Genomic DNA, 19,374 nt, shown 5'->3' on the forward strand with positions numbered 1-19,374 from the left:
AAGGCGAAAACCCGCTCCTCGTGAACGTTTTGATCCACTTTTCGGTTTGCGTCCGAAGACTCGGGACTCGCCCCCGAGGGCTCATGGCCCGCGTTCGGAGACTTATGGCCGCTTCCGAAGACCCATAGTCCACTCCCGCAAGGCTCATGGCCCGCGTCCGAAGGCTCATGGCCAATCGGGGTATAGGGTGCATACCTTGGTAACAATGCGGAAAAATGTGGAGGGGTTGTCGGTGTTTCTCCTGTAGTCATATAAAACGTTTATTTGTAGGTGTCGTACCGTATAGTTAACGGATGTTACATACCCCCGATTGAGAAGAACCCTAGGGCGAACCGACGTTGAGGAAGGGTGGCGTTTGAAGAGGAATCATCATTGGTGGAGTCAAAAGGATTCCACGACCGTCACCGATATCGAAGCCGGCAATGATAACGATGTCATGGCGACCGGCGCCCATCAGCTCTCCCAGGTGCTGTACTGGCGGTTCTTCGTCAACCTGATCCTCATGGTCGTGGACGGTTCCATGCTCGTGTTCGCGAATCTCATCATGTTCACGCGCGAACCGTTCTCCTACATCCCCGACGACGACGGCATGGCCAGCGAACTGCTCACCGGCGTGCTCCTGCTGCTGTTCGCCCTTATCTACGTGGCCTGCCTGTACGCCGCCGGCATCTATCATCGCCACGTCATGGGCGACGGCTATCAGGTCAACTACAAGATCGTGGAAGGCGTCGTCAAGACGTTCGTCATCCAGGCCGCGGTCAACTACATCTTCGGACTGCCACTGCCGCTGCACGTCATGATCGCCACCGCCGCGATGACGCTGGCATTCACCGTCATCGCGCGATTCGTCGCACGGCGCATCATCGCCCGTCGTCGCGGCGACGGCCGATTCGCCTACGCGACCATCATCATCGGATCCCCCGCCTGCATCGCGCGAACGCTCGGCCGTCTGCGCCGCCGCACGCAGATGAACTATCGTCCCGTCGCCGTATGCCCCGTCGGCATCGACCCGCGGACGAAGTCCGTCGTGTCGGTGCCGCTTCCGGCCGACGTCGACATCGACGACAAGCTGACCGTACTGCCGTACGACGCGCGTCTCGGCGCCACGGCCATCGGCATGAACGTGCAGACGCTGCTGATCTGCGATGTGATCCGCCGCGATTCCGTCGAATTCAACGTGCTCTCGCTGGCCGTGGAATCATTGGGATTGGAGATCGCGCTCAGCGCCGGCGCCGCCGACATGGGCGCGCACCGACTCTACCTGCGCAACATCCAGGGCATGCCGGTGCTGACGCTGCGACTGCCGCAGTACGGCTTCGGCACGCGCATGATCAAACGCGGCCTCGACCTCATGCTCGCCGTGCTGGCCATCATCGCATCCTCGCCCATCATGATCGCCACGGCCATCGCCATCAAAATCGACGACGGCGGACCCGTGTTCTACGGGCAGAAACGCATCGGCCTGCGAGGACGGCCGTTCCATATGATCAAATTCCGGTCGATGGTCACGAACGCCGACGAACTCAAGGCGAAACTCGCCGAGGAGACCGGCCAGACCGACCGCTTCATCTTCAAGATGAAGCGCGACCCGCGCATCACCCGCGTCGGCGCGTTCATCCGCAAATGGAGCATCGACGAACTGCCGCAGTTCTTCAACGTGCTGCGCGGCGACATGAGCGTCGTCGGTCCGCGCCCTCCGCTGCCCGAGGAGCACGCCCGATACAACCGCCTGTACGCCACGCGCATGTACGTTAAGCCCGGCATCACCGGCCCGTGGCAGGTGTCCGGCCGCAGCAACCTGACCGCCGAGGAATCCGAACAGCTCGACGTCTCCTACGTGCAGGACTGGTCCATCACCGGCGACCTCACCATACTGTTCAAGACCGTGGGCGTCGTCATCACGCATAAGGGTGCCTACTGATGAAGCCGGACGATATGAGGAACGAATCGAACGGCGTCGCCGACGATATGACGGCGCACGACGACGAACGGACGGCCCTCGGCACGTCCGACGACGTCGTGCAGCCGAACCTCGACGGATTCTCCAAGGACGCGCTCGCCGACGTCACGCAGGGTGCGCGGCCGCGCCGCCGTCGTATGAGCGCCGAACATGTGGCGCGTATCCGACGTCGCAAGCGCATACGCCGAGTACTGCTCGTGATGTTGCTGATTATGGCGGCGATCGGCGCATTCGGCGCCTATATGGGATATTCCGCGCTGCAGGTCAAGCGCGCCGTGGCCGAGGCCTCGCAGGGAGCCGCCGCCATTCCGGCCGCCATCCGCAGCGGCGACGTGGGCGCGGCGCAGTCGGGCATGACGCGACTGTCGAACGGCGTCGACAAGGCCTACGCACAGACCAGCGGCCTCGGCTGGCGGATGCTCGGCGCATTGCCGGTGATCGGCGACGACGTGACCGCCGTGCGCGACACCGTGAGCATCATGCACGACGTATCCGTGAACGCATTGCCGCAGCTTAGCCGCGCGGCCGGCAACCTGTCGGTGAAATCCGTGAGCGTGAACGACGGCACGGTCTCGATGCCCGGCCTCGCCGAATCGGCCGACGACCTCGACCAGGCCAACGGTGTGATCGGCGACGCCGAAATCAATCTCGGCCGCGTGCCGACGCCGCATATCGCGCAGATTGCCGACGCCTTGGACAACGCACGCGGCAAATTCGCCGAACTGGCCGACCAGGTGGACGTCTACGCGCGCATCGCCAACGTGGCGCCCTCCATGCTCGACCTCGACGATTCCGGCGCACGCACGTATCTGGTGATCGCGCAGAACAACGCGGAGGTCCGCCCCACCGGCGGCCTGCCCGGCTCGTGGGGCACGCTGACCGTGGACGGCGGCCGATTCACGCTTTCCGACTTCGTCTCGGAAAGCACGCTGCCGCAGCTGGACTCGCCCGTATTGGACGCGCAGGACGACGAGATTGCCCTGTTTGGCGAGAACCTGCTCACCAAGCCGCACGACGTGAACTTCACGCCCGACTATCCGCGAGCGGCGGCCATCGCCAAGGCCATGTGGGAGAAAAGCCGCAACCAGACCATCAGCGGCGTCATCATGATCGACCCGTGCCTGCTGCAGAGTCTGCTTGCCGTGACCGGCGGCGTGACCATCGACGATGCGGCGGCGTCGGACGGCTCCGGCGCGGTGACGCTGAACGGCTCCAACACCGCGCAGTACCTGCTGCACGACAGCTACCTCGAGAACCGCACGCCCGACGAACAGGACGCCGTGTTCTCCGCCGTGGCCAGGCAGTCGTTCGACCATATTCTCCACGCCGCCAACGGAGGCAATTCCGCGGCATTGCTCAACGCCGTCATGACGTCGACCAGGCAGGGACATCTCAAGGTCTGGTCCGTACGCGCCGCCGAACAGGAGCGCCTGCACGACACGGCCATCGCCGGCGAGCTCGAGACCAAGCCGGTCGAACCCAACACCGGTGTGTATTTCTCCGACGGCACGCAGGGCAAGATGAGCTGGTATCTCGACCGTTCGGTGACCAGCCGCAGGACCCGCACCTTGGAATCCGGCGCGCAGCAGTACGCGGTGGATGTGAAGCTCACCAACACCGTGAACGCGGCCGACGTGGCCGGACTGCCGGACTACGTGACCGGCAAGGGCATGTCGGAGGGATACGACGTGAATCCCGGCGAGATAGAGACCGTCGTATACGTGTACGCGCCGGCCGGAGGAAGACTCGTCGACTGGACGATCTCCGGCGGAACGGGCGGCTCAGGTTCGGGAGGTTCGGACTCGGGAGGTTCGGGCAGCGGCGGCAAGGGCTTCGACACCATCACCACCCACAACGGGCTGACCGTCGGCGTGAAGAAGATCACGCTCAAACCCGGCGAGACGGCAACGCTTTCGGTGACCGTGCAGACCTCGGAACGGGCCGCCGGCACCACCATGACCATTCATCAGACTCCCCTGATTAAGGAGAACGACCAGTGAACATATTCGACCTGCTCAACGTACTGAAAAAGTACCTGCTGCTCGAACTCGCCATCCTCGTGGTGGTGACAGGCGGCGTCACCTGGGCCGTGAAATCCGAGACGCCGGTGTACACGGCCAGCACTCAGGTGTTCGTGCGCATGCAGACCCAGTCCACCGACCTCGGCTCGGTGAACAACGACTCCCAGGCCCTCCAGCGGCAGATGAGCACCTACACCAGCCTCGTCAAGACCGAATCCGTGCTCGAACCCGTCATCGAGAACCTCGGCCTCAACATGACCACCGAGGAGCTCGCCGCCAACGTGGCCGCCGCCGCCAACGGCGACACCACGCTCATGACCATCAGCGCGAACAGCAGCGACCCCAAGGAGGCCGCGCAGATCGCCAACGAGGTGGCCACGACGCTCAACAACCTCATCGTCAACAACCTCTACACCGATGACGGCGGCAAGCTCACCACGCCCATCAAGTTCTCCGTGGTGCAGAAGGCCTACGCGCCGAGCACGCCCACCTCGCCGAACGTGAAAAGCGGCGCGTTCAAGGGGGCGCTCGCCGGATTCGTGCTCGCCGTCATCGTGGCGCTCGCGCTGAACTTCATGGACAAGAAGATCCGCCAGGCCGCCGACATCCAGATGTACATCAAGGCTCCGGTCATCGGCAACCTGCCGAAGAACCAGCTGCTCGCCGGCAGCGCGCCCGTCATCGTGGCCCAGCCCGCCGGCGCGATTGCCGAGGACATCCGCCGCGTGGCCGTGAATCTCTCGTTCGTCATCCCCAAGGACATGGCCAAGGGCAATCTCGTGGTCGTCTCCTCCGGCGGCCCCAACGAAGGCAAGAGCACGCTGGCCGTGAACCTCGCCGCCGCCTACGCGGAGAAGGGCGAGAAGGTGCTGCTCATCGACGCCGACCTGAGGAAGCCGTCCATCGGCCAGTGTCTCGGCATCAGCGACGCCGTGGGCCTGACGAACCTCGCCACCGGCCAGGTGGGCGCCGACCTGGCCATCCAGCGGTACTGGAAGGAGAACTTCCACGTGCTGCCCGCCGGCAAGAAGTCGCCGAACCCGAGCCTGCTGCTCGGATCCAAGACCATGCTTGCGCTGCTCGAACAGTTCGCTCACGACTACGACCACGTGATTGTCGACACCTCGCCGATGGACGTGGCCAACGACGCCGCCATCTTCGCGAAGGAAGGCGCCAAGCTCGTGCTCGTCGTCGGCCAGAACGTGGCCACCAAGAAGTCGCTGCGAGGCGTGGCCGCCGAACTCGAGATGGTGAACGTGCCGGTGATGGGCGTGGTGGTGAACTACGCCGAAGCCGAGAAGCGCAGCAAGTCCAAGTACTACTACTACGCCGACGCCGAAGGCGGCAAGACCGGCGCCGGCAAGGGACGCAGGCGCGGCAAGAACGCGGAGTGACGAATCGGGCGGACGCAGGCCCCGGACGGCGAATGACCCCGAACGGCAAGCGAGCCCGGACGGCAAGTGAAGAAGGTGGAATGAATACCATGCGGAAGACGAAGGTGGTGATGGTGCTGGAGTCCCAGGGCGGGACGCGCCGGCACGTCGTCGACCTGATTCGCGGACTCGACGCGGAACGATTCGACGTGACGCTGATCTACGGCACGTCGCGTCTCGACGCCTCGTTCATCGAGGACCTGCCCGAACTGCGCCGACATGCCCGGCTGATTCCATGCGACGCGCTCGTACGCAACATCAGCCCCCGACATGAACTGGCCGCACTGCGGCAGGTGCGCACGGCGATTCGCGAGATCCGCCCCGACGTGGTGCACTGCCACAGCTCCAAGGCCGGCATCATCGGCCGCCTCGCCGCCCGACTCGAACATGTGCCGCGCGTGTTCTACACCCCGCACGCATACTCGTTCATGGCGCCCGAATTCTCCGGCAAAAAACGCGTGGTGTTCACCGCGCTCGAACGCTGGTTCAGCCGTAACGCCACCACACTGACGTTCAACGTCTCGACAGGGGAGAAGCGGGCGGCGCTCGCCGCCGGGCTCGACAGGGCCGACAAGTTCCGTGTGATCGTCAACGGCGTGCCGGACGTTCCCGTGCCATCGCGTGAGGAGGCCCGTGCGGCCCTGGGATTCGCCGACGAACTCGGCATCCCCGAGGGAGCTCCGGTCGTGGGCGTGACCGCACGATTGGTCGAACAGAAGGATCCGATGACGTTCGCCCGCATCGCCGCCGAGGTCATCCGTCAGCGGCCCGATGCGCACTTCGTGTATATGGGCGACGGGCCATTGGAATCCGACGTACGCGAGTACTGGCGGGACTGCGGCGAGGACGTGGCCTCGCACACGCATGTCATCGGATACCGAGCCGATGCCGACATCATGGTCTCCGCGTTCGACGTGTATCTGCTTACGTCGCTGTATGAGGGCATGCCGTACTCGCTTATCGAATCGCTGCGTGCCGGCGTGCCTGCGGTCGCCACCGATGTGGTCGGCAGCAACGAGGTCGTGCGGCCGGGCGCCGATGGGCGTACGGCGCGGGCCGGGCAGGAGACGCGGAACGGTTTGCTGTTCCCCGTCGGCGACGTCGAGGCCGGTGTGGCGGCGGTCATGGATGTGCTTGATGATCCGCCGAGCCGCGATGCCGTACGCGAAACATTTCTTAGGAGGTTCCTCGCCTCGCAGATGGTCCGTGACATTGCGCGGCACTATCGGGGCGAGCTGCTGCCGTCCGAGGCGGAACTGCGTTCGGAAGGCGCGATCAAGGAGGTCCGACGATGATACTCATCAAGGCATGGTACCGATTCACCGGATTGATGCTGAAGGCGCTGTATCGCGTCGTATACGGCCGTCATATGCGCTGGGGCAAGGCGTTCCATATGCGCCGTGGATTCCAGGCGACCGTGGAGAACGGCGGCGAGATCGTCATCGGCGACAACGTGTTCTTCAACAACGGCTGCGGCCTGCACGCACGCAAGCGCATCGAGATCGGCAGCGAGACCATCTTCGGCGAGAACGTGCATGTGTACGACCACAACCATCGGTTTGCCGACCCGACCGTCGCCATCAAGGAGCAGGGGTATTCCGAGGCGCCGGTGACCATCGGCCGTCATTGCTGGATCGGCAGCAACGTGACGATTCTCAAGGGCTCGACGATCGGCGACAACACCGTCATCGGCGCCGGCTGCGTGATTTCCGGCGATATCCCCGCCGACTCCGTCGTGCGGATGGATGCAATGTTTCACGTGAAACCAATCCGTCGGGATGGCGAGGCTGCCGGTTCCGCCAAGGCTCTTCTGATGAGAGGGCGGTCGGCGAAGTCGGCTGGGGGAGAGATCGAATCCCCTGAAGCGTCATCGTTCCCCACCCGCGTGCTGGTGCTCGACACCGTCATGGACCGCGGCGGCGCCGAGACCATGATGATGAACTACATGCGCCATATGGACCGCAGCAAGGTGACGTACGACTTCCTCGTCAACCGCGACTACCGCGCCGCATACGAGGACGAGATCGAGGCCATGGGTGGGCATATCTACCGCATGTGCCCGATGTATCCGCAGTATTTCGGCAAATACAAGCGTCAGATCCGCGACTTCCTGCGCAAGCATCCCGAATACCGCATCGTGCACTCCAACCTTGAGGAGCGCAGCTATTTCGGCCTGCGCGAGGCCGCGAAGCTCGACGTTCCCGTGCGCATCGCGCACGCGCACAACCGTCCGGTCGGATTCGACGTGAAGTCGATTTTCCGCGAGTACTTCCGCTTCCGTCTGCCGAAGTACGTGACGCATATGTTCGCGTGTGGCGAGGAGGCCGGCGACTGGCTGTTCGGCAAGAAGAACCGTGGTCGCGTGATCCAGCAGCGCAACGCCATCGACACCGCGCTCTACCGTTACGACCCGGCCGTCGCCGCCGAAGTGCGCGCGGAGGTCGGTACGGGTGAAGGCGCGTTCGTCCTCGGCCATGTGGGCCGCTTCTTCCCGCAGAAGAACCACGAGTTCCTCATTGACATCTTCGCCGAGGTGCATCGTCAGCGTCCGAACAGCGAGCTGTGGCTGGTCGGCGGCGGCGAGCTCAACGACGAACTGAAGAACCGCATCCGTGCCAAAGTGGATGGTCTTGGCCTGCATGACGCCGTGCGTTTCCTCGGGGTGCGTGAGGACGTGAATCGTCTGATGCAGGGCATGGACGCATTCGTGCTGCCGAGCCTGTTCGAAGGACTGCCCGTCACGATGATCGAGGCGCAGTCAGCCGGCCTGCCGTGCACCATCTCCGACCGTGTGCCCGCCCAGTGCGACGTGACCGGCAATGTGCAGATCGTGCCGTTGGGCGCCGAGCCTGCCGAATGGGCGAAGCGCATCCTCGCGCAGGCCGATGCACCGAAGATCGCCGACCGTGCGCAGGGCCCCGAGCTCGTGACGAAGGCCGGATTCGACATCACCGCCAACGCCCAGTGGCTGCAGCAGTTCTATCTCGGGGAGCTGGCAAAGGCGGAGCGGGCGGCACAGGCGAAGCGTTCCGGGAAGACGGGCGGCCGCGCATGAGCCAACCCCAGTCCTTTACTGCCGGGGGGTCGAATATGGGTCGCCGACGTCAGCACCCGACGCGCAAGGCCACGCAGCTGGCCCTGCGCCGTCGTGCGGCACGAGACAAGAACATCGTGCTCGCGCTGGTGCCGCTTGTCGCCATCGTGGCGAAGATCATGGTCGCGTACGTGCTGCCGCCGAAGTATTTCTACGACAACAACCGCATTCTCGGCATGTCCATCGATTCGGCAACCGTGGACGAGTGGGAGGGCACGTATCGTGTCGCCGCCGACCTGTTCAAGAACCTGAATGTGTTCGGCTTCCAGACCATGCTCGACTGGTCGTTCACGCTCGGCATCATCTTCACCATTCTGGTGTTCCTCATGGTCATCCGCGTGGACAGCCCCGACTTCCTCCAATCGATTTTCATTCTCGCGGCGACGGGCCTGCTGAACATCTACGTGTTCAACATCGGCAAGGACATCATCCAGTTCGCGTTCTTCTTCGCGGTCTATATCATCCTGATTCTGCCGATCGACAGCTCCATACTGAAGATAGGCCTGAGCTGCGCGGTGCTGTATTACGAAAGCACGTTCTTCCGCGAGTATTACGTGCTTATCGCCGCGCTCGTGCTGTTCGTGTTCGTGCTGCTGTCGGCGTTCCGCCTGAGCAGAGGCGATTTCAATGCACCGACGGTCGCCGCCATCTGCGTGATCTGCTTCCTTGGCATCTACGCGATGATGGTGGTTGCTCAGGCCGTCATGCCCAGCGAATACCGACAGATGATTGGCCTGCGTGCCGGATATGAGATGGCGTTCGATGGCAGTGCCGACTCGCAGACACTGATTAGGAATTGGATTCCGGGTGGTAGTCTGCCTATTTTCATGGCGAATTATCTCGTCAATGCGATTCGCATGTTGCTGCCAGTCGAGTTGGTGTTAAGGGGCATGTATTATCTGCCGTTCTTCGTTTTCCAGCTGCTCATCACGTTCTATATGGTGCATCTGCTGCGGCGAATCAACAAGGTGCATGATAAATCGCAGTTTCTTGCGCTGTGTGTGTTCATCGGCTATGTGTTGGCGTCGTTCATCTTTGAACCGGACTTTGGCTCGTGGGTGCGACACGAATCCGCCACGTTCCCAGTGCTGCATCTGCTGATTCTCAGCAACAACCAGCGATTGCGATTCTTTGCCCCCAAGGACGACGTATTGGAAGGAGCCGTATAATGACCGATGCCAAACGATTCATCGCCAGCGACGCTCGCCGATACGGATGCAACCGCGGCACGCTCTCCCATATGAAACTGCGATTCGCACAGCAGGGGTTTCGCTACACCACCATGCTGCGTAAGGCACAGACGCATCCTCGTGGTCTGCTGCATTACTGGTACCGTTGGCGACTGCTGAATCTCTCCAAGAAGACGGGATTCCAGATTGGATATGGTGCCAACGTCGGTCTGGGACTGTTTATCGGCCATCGCGGCACCGTCATCGTCAATGGCAAAGCTACGCTTGGCAGTAACGTGAATCTCAGTCCTGGCGTGGTCATTGGTCAGGAGAACCGTGGCCGGCGGAAAGGCGTGCCGACGTTGGGCAATCGTGTGTGGGTCGGTTCCAATGCGGTCATCGTCGGCAACATTCATATCGGTAATGACGTGCTCATCGCTCCGAACGCCTATGTGAACTTCGACGTTCCCGATCACAGCATCGTCGTCGGCAATCCCGCCCGTGTGATCCACCGGGATGATGCGACCGACGGATACTGCCACAATCTCGGCGACGAACTCATCCCTGACGACCATTATGCCGTACATTCCATGCAGAAAGGAGACGAGTGATGACCCGCCACATCGCGTTCTTCTCAGGTGACATCACCCGCTCCGGCGGCACCGAAAACGTCTCCATCATGATTGCCAATGCGCTGGTTGAAGAAACAACGGATTGTATCTCCTTCATCAGCCTGTTCGAGGAGAATCCTGAGCCGTTCTTCGCCATCGACGGGCGTATCAAACGCCATACGGTGTATCCGACCGTCACCCACGGCATCCAGCATTACTTCGACACGGTAAAGCGCCTACGCAAGCTGGTCAAGGAACATGATATCGACGTACTCGTCGACATCGATGGCATCCTCGACATGTACTCCCTGCCGTTGAAGCGCGGGACCGGAGTGAAGGTGATCTCGTGGGAGCACTTCAACTTCAACCAAAACCCCGGCGTGCCCTACCGCAAGCTCACGCGACGGTGGGCTGCGCGTAAGGCCGATGCCATCGTCACGCTCACCGAAGCGGACAAAAGGCTGTATGAGACCAACCTCAAACCGCGTTGTCCGGTCGTGGCCATTCCCAACCCGATGCAGGTCATCACGCCGGAGCCGCAGTATGACGCCGAATCCAAGCTCATCATCAGCTCCGGTCGCCTGACCTATCAGAAGGGCTTCGACATGCTTGTGGACGTGGCGGCCAAGGTGCTGCCGCAGCATCCCGACTGGCGTTGGCTCGTACTCGGTGAAGGCGAGGACCGCGAGATGCTCGAGCGCAAGGCCGCCGGAACCGACCACGCCGGCCAGCTGGTTTTCCACGGCCGTGTGGACAACATGGGGGATTACTACCGCAAGGCCGCCATGTTCGTCATGACCTCCCGATTCGAGGGCCTGCCCATGGTACTGCTCGAAGCCAAGGCATACAAACTGCCCATCGTAAGCTTCGACTGCGAGACAGGCCCCGCCGAAATCGTCGCCGACAGCGTGAACGGAGATTTGACCGCCATCGGCGACATCGACGCGACCGCCGCCGCCATCAACCGGCTGATTGATGATGCCGAACGACGGAAGAACTACTCCGCCCATGCCCTCGACGGCGCCGAACGCTTCGGCAAGCCGGCGATCATCGAGCAGTGGCGGCGATTGTTCACGGAGGTGATGTGATGGCCGCCCATGCCCATTCCGTCATGTCGCCGCGTGCGAAGCGCAACTCCAGCGTGGAGACGCTGCGCATTCTTGCCATGCTGATGATTGTGACCAGCCACTGCGTGATGTTCACGAACCTCGACGCATTGACTCTGCCGTTCGGCGTGAACAAGGTGCTCATCGAAACGTTCCTGTACTCGGGCGGCAAGATCGGCGTCGTCGCGTTCTTCGCCATCTCCGCATGGTACTTGTCCGAAGCCGGGGGAGTACGGGCCGGACTGCGGCGCGTGTGGATTCTCGAACGGGAGATGCTGTTCTGGAGCATAATTCTGCTCGCCATCACCGTCGTAGTGGACCGTTCGCAGCTGGGACTGACGCTGGCCGTAGGGTCGTTGTTCCCCACTGTCACCGGACTGTGGTGGTATCCGACCGCATACGCCGTGTTCCTGCTGTTCTTTCCGTTCCTGGTCAGGGGACTGCGAGCGCTGGACCGTTCCGCCCACGCCGCGTTATGTGTGGTGATGCTGGTGTTGTTCACCGGCCTAGACATGGTGATGCCGCTTTCCGCAGTGGGACTGCCGGGCGGCAACTACCTGAGTTTCGTGTACATCTATGTACTCATTACCTACTACCGCTGGCATATGCGTCCCATGAAGACCGCAACGGTATGGTGGTCGCTGGGCATCGGATATCTGATGATCGCTGTCGGCGCCGTCGCGGCCGGCGTGCTCTTCGAGAAGACCGGACGATTGCAGGTGCTGCAGGTATATCTCGGCAAGGTTGAGTTCCGCCTGCCCGTGCTGATGATCGGGCTGGCACTGTTCGTATTGTTCGAGCGACACGAGTTCCATAGTGCGGTGGTTAATACGGTTGCGTCCTCCACGTTCGGTGTGTACCTCATCTCCGAATACCCGACGGTACGTCAATGGTTGTGGCAGAATCCGCTGATTGACTTCGCCGCGCTCGCAGCACGATATCCGCTTCTGCTGATTCCGTCGCTGATCGGCATTGCGGTTTTGGTGTTCCTCGCCTGTACCGCACTCGACCAGATTCGTGAACTGCTCTTCCACATCACCATCGATAGACATCGCGGTCGCTGGTTCGACCGCCTGTCCGCTGCCGTGAACGCGGCGCTCGCCAACCGTAAGGAGACCGTATGAACGAACAGCAGCCGCTGGTTTCCATCATCGTGCCGGTGTACGGCGTGGAACGATATCTTGATCGGTGCGTGGAAAGCATCGTGAACCAGACGTACCGCAATCTGGAGATCATTCTTGTCGACGACGGGTCGCCTGATGCATGCCCGCGAATGTGCGATGGATGGGCGGCCAGGGATAAGCGTATCGCAGTAGTGCACAAGCCCAATGGGGGTCTTGCCTCTGCTCGTAATGCCGGATTGGATGTCATGAGTGGCGACTTGGTGACGTTTGTCGACAGTGATGACTGGGTGGAGCCGGATTATGTGTCAACTCTGCAACAGTGGATGATTGAGCATAAGGTGGAAGTGTCCATGTGCGGGACCTGCATCGAATATGATGATGGCCGTAGCGTGAATGAGCATCCAGCGACGCCTTCCGGTCGGTGGGGCGCTGATGTGGCGTTACGCCGGTTCCTCTACCATCAAGGATTTACCGGTGCCGTATGGGGCAGAATGTTTCTTGCCGATCTCTTCAAGGGAAACGAGGGCATTCGATTCTACGAGGGCCTGAACAGTGAGGATTATTACGTTCATGTGCAGGTATTTGCGCAGATAGAAGCGATATACGCACATGAACATCACCTGTATCATTACCGCAGGCGCGCCGATTCCATCACCACTGGCAAGGTGGATTCCCATGCCTGTGATGAGATTCAAATTGCGGATTTATGCATCAATTACCTGCACAAAGTTCAATATGGCGATGCTCAGGCAATGAATTATTTCCGTGTGCAAAGTCGTGCGGATGTTCTGTTCTCATTGTTCCTCAAGCGGGCGAATAGGGCATTACTGGTGGATGTCGGACGAGGCATGCGCCCACTGCTTGCTCCGATTATGCGAGACGGCAGTATCTCTATGGGCCGTAAACTGCGGCTGATGGCTCTGGCATATGCTCCCTATATTTCGTATCGGCTGCAACGACGTATGAAAAGGATTGACTAATGAACACCGGCAGCATGACGCCAGGCATCAGGAATGACGATACTCCTGACGTGAGCATCATCATTCCCGCGTATAACGCCGAACATTGTATTGATCGGTGTGTAGACAGCTTGATTGGTCTTACCGATGCGAGCATTGAGATTCTTCTTGTGGATGATGGTTCGACTGACGGAACCCCAATCCGATGCGATGAACTGGCGAAGCGTGACTCGAGAATACGTGTGATCCATCAACGTAACCAAGGCGTTTCTGCGGCTCGGAATACTGGATTACAACATGCACGAGGTATTTGGATAGGATTTGTGGATGCTGATGATCGTGTGGATTCGCAGGCGTATGAACGCGTGATTGATGCTGCGGTGCGATCATCCGACATCGACCTGTTTATGTTCGGCTATCGAAACGAACGGATTGGCCAGCTATCACCGACTTGGAATATGCCTGCGGGAGAGCTGACCGTCCAAGCGGCGATTGATATGATGTCCGCCTATAGCGGATCGAAAGGGTACCTATGGAACAAGCTGTACCGAAGAGCGATCATTGCAAGATACGGTATACGTTGTGATGAGCGGATTCTGATGTGTGAGGATTTATTATTCAATATTGAATATGTGGCCCATTGCACTCGGATTATCGGCTTGGACGAGTGCGCTTACGAATACATAGAAAATGCATCATCGGCATTGCATGACGTGAATATGGATAATGCCTATACCTGCCTTGCCGCGCATGAGAAGATGCTCAAACTGGTTCCGCTGGAAAGTCGCGCAGCCATTGCTGCATCGCTGGCGATTATGGCTGAAGAGTTTCTTATGAGGACGTATCGGACCGGAACGGCAAGACACCGTGATGCATACCGTCAGGCGTTACGTTCCAATTGGCACGAGGCAATGCAACGTGATATCCCGCTGACATTACGGATTCGGTTACTGGCTGGATGCTTCATTCCGAAAGCATTCTATCCGATGTGGAATATGGTAAGGAGGACGAGAACATGACTAATCGGCCGATACGAATCCTTCAGTGGGGTATGGGCGATAATCGCGGTGGCGTTGAAAGCTTCATGTTCCAGCTGTACCGCATGATGGATCGTGAGCAGGTGCAATTCGATTTTCTCGCGTCACATGATGCGCCGAAACTGGCGTACGAGGATGAAGTAAAAGCGTTCGGCGCGAACGTGTACAGGGTGATTTATTCGCAGCGTGAATCTCCTACGAAAGCGAAAACCTGTCTGAGGAAATTCTTCACGGCTCATCCGGAAATTGTCGGCCTGCATATGCATGCGAATTTCCCATATGCGGCGCCGATGAAATATGCCAAGGAGGCAGGCATCGGCATGCGTATCCTGCACTCGCATAATTCTGCCAAAAGCGGTGAGGAACATGGCATCGTGCAGAAGACGGTTGCCTTGTTGCGGCAGTTTCCGGTCAGATATGGTATCGATCACTATCCAAGTGCGTATTTCGCATGCTCCGATAAAGCGGCGGAATTCATGTTTCCGGGAAAGCCATTCACATGGATTAGGAATGGCATTGATACGAATCGTTTCGCTTTTGATGAGGGAATTCGGAATCGTGTACGTACCGAGTTGCATCTGCACCCCGATCAGCCGGTCCTTGGATTCTGTGGACGCCTGGATGATCAGAAGAACCCGATGATGCTCATGCGCATTTTCGCGGAATACAAGAAGCGTTATCCACAGGCGCATCTCCTTGTCGTAGGCCATGGCCAAATGCAGGAGGAGATGGTTTCGTATGCGAAATATCAAGGTCTGACAGACTGCGTTTCGTTTCTCGGCGGCAATCGTGATGATGTCAATGAACTGTATCAGGCGATGGATGCCTTCGTGATGCCGTCCCGTTTTGAAGGGCTGCCTATTGTGGGCATCGAGGCGCAATGCGCTGGACTGCCGTGCGTGGTATCCGCTGAAGCTGTTCCGCGGAGTACTGATGTTTCCGGCTTAATGACATTCGTGTCCATAATGCAATCTCCGGAGACATGGGTGAAAGCCATCGAATTGTCCATGAACGGTCATTCTCGTTCCATGAATTATGCGATGGCAGTAAGGCAAGCAGGATTCGACATGGCCGATGTTGCTGCGCGCATGCAGCAATACTATCTGGACAACGCATGCAGATCATGATGGTCGGTATCTGAAAGACAACTATTTACATCAGAAACGGAGTGACAATGAACCCCTCGGATATGATTATGAACTTTAAGCGATGGCTCAAGCCGCGTGCTCTCGACATGAGCGCTAATTTTTGGACCGCAATGCCGGGGCATAATTCTGTTCCCACGTACGACTTCAACACGGTTACGTTGCTGGATACCTCCTTGGCGTCGGAAAACAGCGGCGACCACATCATCATGTCATATGCAGGCAAAGTAGTGGAGGAATTATTCCCGGAATCGAAGTTTGAACATCTCAAGACCCATGACTGGGACTGGGACATCGAGCGAGCGAAGAAGAATTCATTGAAGATCGTAGGAGGTACCAACCTTATCTCTCCGGATGTTGAAGGCTTTCACAATCCGTTGGCGCTGCCTATCCTGCGTCTGCCGGCCTATCGTCATTCGGTGGCTTTGCTGGGAGTGGGTATGCGGTTCGAGCCTGGACGTTCGCAGACTATCACACCGTTCACAAGCAAACTGCTGCATTACGTATTGGACCCGCGGATCCTGCATTCAGTGCGTGATGAGCAGACCAAGCAGCAGTTGGCGGCGGTCGGCATCCGTAACGTGGCAAATACCGCCTGCGTGACCATGTGGAATCTTACGCCGGAATTCAACAAGACCATTCCTGTGTCCAAGAGCGAGAATGTGCTCACTACGGTGACGGATTACCGCAAGGATCCCGAAGCCGATCGCTTCATGCTGTCGATGTTGTTGCGTAAGTACAGGCATGTCCATGCCTGGATTCAGGCCGATGAAGATCGTGAATACATCACTGAGCTTATGGGGGCGGATAGTGGCATTTCGTTTATCGGACACGATCTTCGTGAGCTCAACGAGTTCCTTGACGAGCATCCGCATATCGATTACGTCGGCACAAGGCTTCACTGCGGTGTGCATTGCTTGAACCATCGTATTCGTTCGCTCATCATCATCGTGGACAATCGTGCCCGCGAAATTCATCGTGACACGGGGCTTCCGGCGATTGAGCGCGACGAGCTGCGTGACCGTCTGGAATCGTTTATTGATGATGATCGGGAAACGCGCATCACCATCCCGCTGTCTGAAATCCGTCGCTGGAAACAGCAATTCCTCAAGCTGAAGTAAGCGTCCACGAAGAAACTTTGACGACATGAGCAAATACAAGAACCTGATACTTAATACGGGACTGTTCGGCTTGAACATGGTGGCGACCAAGTTGATCGCCTTCCTGCTGGTGCCTGTATATACCTATTATCTGTCCACCTCTGAATTCGGTGTCACCGATATGGCGGTGACGGTCGTTGGACTGATCACACCGGTGGTCACTTTATCTATTGCAGATGCCGTGGTCCGTTTCATAATCGACGACATGGACCGTGCGGATCGGTATATCACAATCGGTTTCTGGATGACGCTGATTGGTTGCTTGGTGATGACCGCGATATTGCCGGTATTGGATTTGTCGATTTTTGGTGGGCTGGGACAGTATAAGCCACTGTATGCGATGTATTTCGCATTCAGTTGTTTCTTCGCGTTGTTCAGCAACATTGCCCGTGGCCTGAATCTGATCATACAGATGACTTGGGCGTCCATTCTGTCATCACTGGTGAGCGCGGCCGCCACTTGGTTGTTCATTGCCCGGTGGTCAATGGGAGCGACTGGTTTCTTTTATGCCTTGTGCATCGGTAACGGTGTCGGTCTGGTGTTTCTAATAGGCGTTGGACGAATGCATCGAAACATACATCTTCCCAGAGCTTCGAAGGATATTTCCCTGCTCAGGACGATGCTTGCGTATTCGTTGCCTATGATTCCCAATACGATTTTCTGGTGGATCGGTAACAGCGTCAACCGATTTTTCATCACCGGCATGATTGGCATCGGCGCTTCAGGCATGTTTGCAGCCGCGAGCAAGATACCGAACCTGCTGAATATGGTGTCCAGCGTATTCATGCAGGCCTGGAATCTTTCCGCATTTCAGGAATTTCGTAAAAAAGATGTCAGTGGGTTTTTCTCCAACGTATTCACGTTATTCCGAGCAGGAGGGGCGTTGGTCGCGTCGCTGATCATGCTGATCGCCTATCCAATCGCGGTGTTGCTGCTGCAAAAAGACTTCTTGGATGCATGGACGTTGATTCCCGTTTTGGTCGTAGCGTTCTTTTTCAACATTCTTGCAGGATTCTATGGCTCCGTGTTCACTTCCAGCATGAAGACGAAACAATTGCTGGTGACGACTGCGTTGGCCGCTGCCACTATCATGATTGCAAGCTGGTTGCTGATTCCATATTTTGGATTGTATGGCGCCGCCATCGCCATGATGCTGAGCAATGCAGTGATGTTTGTGTCTCGTGCGGTCAGCTCGCGTACAATCATTCCGATTCAGGTGAACTGGCCGGTATTCATAATCGAGATAATCGTACTAATGGTTCAGATGCTGGTGGTGATGGGCGAGGTGCCGCTGTATATGGTCTGGTCCGGAGTCTGCTTTGCACTCATGGTGATGATGGTCGCGGTCGATATGAGACATGTGGCACGGCGTATGCTATCGATGCTGCGTGGCAGGGCATTAAGGAACATGCAATGAAGCGACAGCGTCAGGATATCGTTGCTATTCGTGCTTTGGCCATATTGCTGGTCATGTTTGGGCACAGTATCATTTTGTACTCCTCGTCATGGAATGTGTATGGGACCACACAGTCGGCTCCGGTGCTCGACGCTGTGAAAAGCGTGATCGACGTGCTGCAGATGCCGTTGTTCTTTTCGATATCGGGTTTTTGCCTGATGTTCACGATGCAGTCTGGACATCGCATTGTATTTATACGGTTTGTGCTCGATAAGGTCAAACGACTGCTGGTGCCATTCCTTATTGTCGGTATAGGCTGGCTGGTGCCGATTCGACTTTTGCTTGGATACCTCGGATACGAGAATAAGCCCCTGCCATATGTGCTGATTTATGATTTTCTGATTGGTTTCGACAACGGACACTTGTGGTTTCTGCCCTCGTTGTTTCTCATGTTCATTGTTGTCGGGGGACTGATAGAGATAAGTGCGCTATGGAATAAATATGAAAGACTGTTCGAGGGAATGTTGATTGCCGTTGCATTTGGGTTGTATATGACGGCATTATGTGTTCCTGCCATCACATTCATACCTTACATGGGTAATGTATGCAGATATTTCATATTCTTCGCGTTAGGGTTTGTGATTCATCGTTATGAGGATGCCTTGCATATGCATTCCCGTGGTTCTGTTTTGGCTGGGGTGCTCACCCTTCTTTGCTCCTGTTTGATTATCCAATTGACAGGCATAACCAAGAACGGAATTGGTGCTCTTGTCGTGGGTGCTGCGATGGTGCTGGCGATGTATATGGTGGTACCGGATCGTTATATCCAAATATCGCAGCCAATCAGTAAAGACAGCTTGGGACTGTACCTGTTTCATTCCCCGTTACTGTACATCTCATTCACATTCTGGCCGAACATATCACCGTGGCTGATGGTAACGATTAATTTTGTCGGATTTGGATTATGCGCTCTGCTGCTAACAGAATTGATTCGTTTCCTACGGCTTGGTTTTGTAATAGGCGAATAAAACTATTCAGGGCATAGGTCTCTCTTTTGCTGAAAGTCATGAATAAGGGGGTGAGCTAAATGCTTAAGGCCCGAATTGTTTCGGGCCATGCTTGAGAATGTCTCGGGGCGAGAACGCCAGTTAGGATTGTT

At 57.9% G+C, this 19,374-nt stretch carries 15 protein-coding genes; all 15 read left to right on the top strand.

The annotated features are described in order from the left end of the window. Positions 1 to 436: 436 nt before the first annotated feature. The 15 genes from GFD18_RS05085 (at position 437) to GFD18_RS05160 (ending at position 19,243) form a co-directional block, all read left to right on the top strand. A complete protein-coding gene (locus GFD18_RS05085; protein ID WP_163228258.1) occupies positions 437 to 1,921 on the top strand; it encodes a sugar transferase in 1,485 nt (494 codons plus the stop codon). A gap of 14 nt (positions 1,922 to 1,935) precedes the next feature. Next, positions 1,936 to 3,960 (top strand): DUF4012 domain-containing protein, encoded by a 2,025-nt coding sequence (locus tag GFD18_RS05090; protein ID WP_163198441.1) that lies wholly within the window; start codon positions 1,936 to 1,938, stop codon positions 3,958 to 3,960. Continuing rightward, positions 3,957 to 5,375, top strand: coding sequence for a polysaccharide biosynthesis tyrosine autokinase (locus GFD18_RS05095; protein WP_163198439.1), 1,419 nt, complete (start codon positions 3,957 to 3,959; stop codon positions 5,373 to 5,375). Before GFD18_RS05090 ends, GFD18_RS05095 begins: the two co-directional genes overlap by 4 nt. An 89-nt stretch (positions 5,376 to 5,464) precedes the next feature. Continuing rightward, entirely contained in the window at positions 5,465 to 6,709 is a 1,245-nt protein-coding gene (locus tag GFD18_RS05100; RefSeq protein ID WP_191997321.1) for a glycosyltransferase, read from the top strand. After that, positions 6,706 to 8,469 (top strand): glycosyltransferase, encoded by a 1,764-nt coding sequence (locus GFD18_RS05110; RefSeq protein ID WP_225432900.1) that lies wholly within the window; start codon positions 6,706 to 6,708, stop codon positions 8,467 to 8,469. The genes GFD18_RS05100 and GFD18_RS05110 overlap by 4 nt, the downstream gene beginning before the upstream one ends. A gap of 35 nt (positions 8,470 to 8,504) precedes the next feature. Next, positions 8,505 to 9,677 carry a hypothetical protein gene (locus GFD18_RS05115; protein WP_163198437.1) on the top strand — a complete coding sequence of 391 codons (1,173 nt, stop codon included), beginning with the start codon at positions 8,505 to 8,507 and terminating at the stop codon, positions 9,675 to 9,677. Beyond that, entirely contained in the window at positions 9,677 to 10,288 is a 612-nt protein-coding gene (locus GFD18_RS05120; protein WP_225432901.1) for a serine O-acetyltransferase, read from the top strand. The genes GFD18_RS05115 and GFD18_RS05120 overlap by 1 nt, the downstream gene beginning before the upstream one ends. Further along, a complete protein-coding gene (locus GFD18_RS05125) occupies positions 10,288 to 11,376 on the top strand; it encodes a glycosyltransferase family 4 protein (protein WP_163198435.1) in 1,089 nt (362 codons plus the stop codon). Before GFD18_RS05120 ends, GFD18_RS05125 begins: the two co-directional genes overlap by 1 nt. After that, positions 11,376 to 12,518, top strand: coding sequence for an acyltransferase family protein (locus GFD18_RS05130; RefSeq protein WP_163198433.1), 1,143 nt, complete (start codon positions 11,376 to 11,378; stop codon positions 12,516 to 12,518). Before GFD18_RS05125 ends, GFD18_RS05130 begins: the two co-directional genes overlap by 1 nt. Further along, positions 12,515 to 13,498: a glycosyltransferase family 2 protein gene (locus GFD18_RS05135; RefSeq protein ID WP_163198431.1), complete on the top strand. Its 984-nt coding sequence runs from the start codon at positions 12,515 to 12,517 to the stop codon at positions 13,496 to 13,498. The genes GFD18_RS05130 and GFD18_RS05135 overlap by 4 nt, the downstream gene beginning before the upstream one ends. Beyond that, positions 13,498 to 14,496 (top strand): glycosyltransferase family 2 protein, encoded by a 999-nt coding sequence (locus tag GFD18_RS05140; RefSeq protein WP_163198429.1) that lies wholly within the window; start codon positions 13,498 to 13,500, stop codon positions 14,494 to 14,496. The genes GFD18_RS05135 and GFD18_RS05140 overlap by 1 nt, the downstream gene beginning before the upstream one ends. After that, positions 14,493 to 15,641, top strand: coding sequence for a glycosyltransferase (locus GFD18_RS05145; protein ID WP_163198428.1), 1,149 nt, complete (start codon positions 14,493 to 14,495; stop codon positions 15,639 to 15,641). Before GFD18_RS05140 ends, GFD18_RS05145 begins: the two co-directional genes overlap by 4 nt. Positions 15,642 to 15,703: 62 nt before the next feature. Then, the gene (locus GFD18_RS05150) at positions 15,704 to 16,780 is read left to right on the top strand and encodes a polysaccharide pyruvyl transferase family protein (RefSeq protein WP_163198426.1); all 1,077 of its coding nucleotides are present in this window, start codon (positions 15,704 to 15,706) and stop codon (positions 16,778 to 16,780) included. Between the two features lie 25 nt (positions 16,781 to 16,805). Beyond that, positions 16,806 to 18,236 (top strand): oligosaccharide flippase family protein, encoded by a 1,431-nt coding sequence (locus tag GFD18_RS05155; protein WP_163198424.1) that lies wholly within the window; start codon positions 16,806 to 16,808, stop codon positions 18,234 to 18,236. Next, a complete protein-coding gene (locus GFD18_RS05160) occupies positions 18,233 to 19,243 on the top strand; it encodes an acyltransferase family protein (RefSeq protein ID WP_163198422.1) in 1,011 nt (336 codons plus the stop codon). Before GFD18_RS05155 ends, GFD18_RS05160 begins: the two co-directional genes overlap by 4 nt. Positions 19,244 to 19,374 lie beyond the last annotated feature (131 nt).

Source organism: Bifidobacterium saimiriisciurei, assembly GCF_010667655.1.
GTDB classification, from domain to species: domain Bacteria; phylum Actinomycetota; class Actinomycetes; order Actinomycetales; family Bifidobacteriaceae; genus Galliscardovia; species Galliscardovia saimiriisciurei.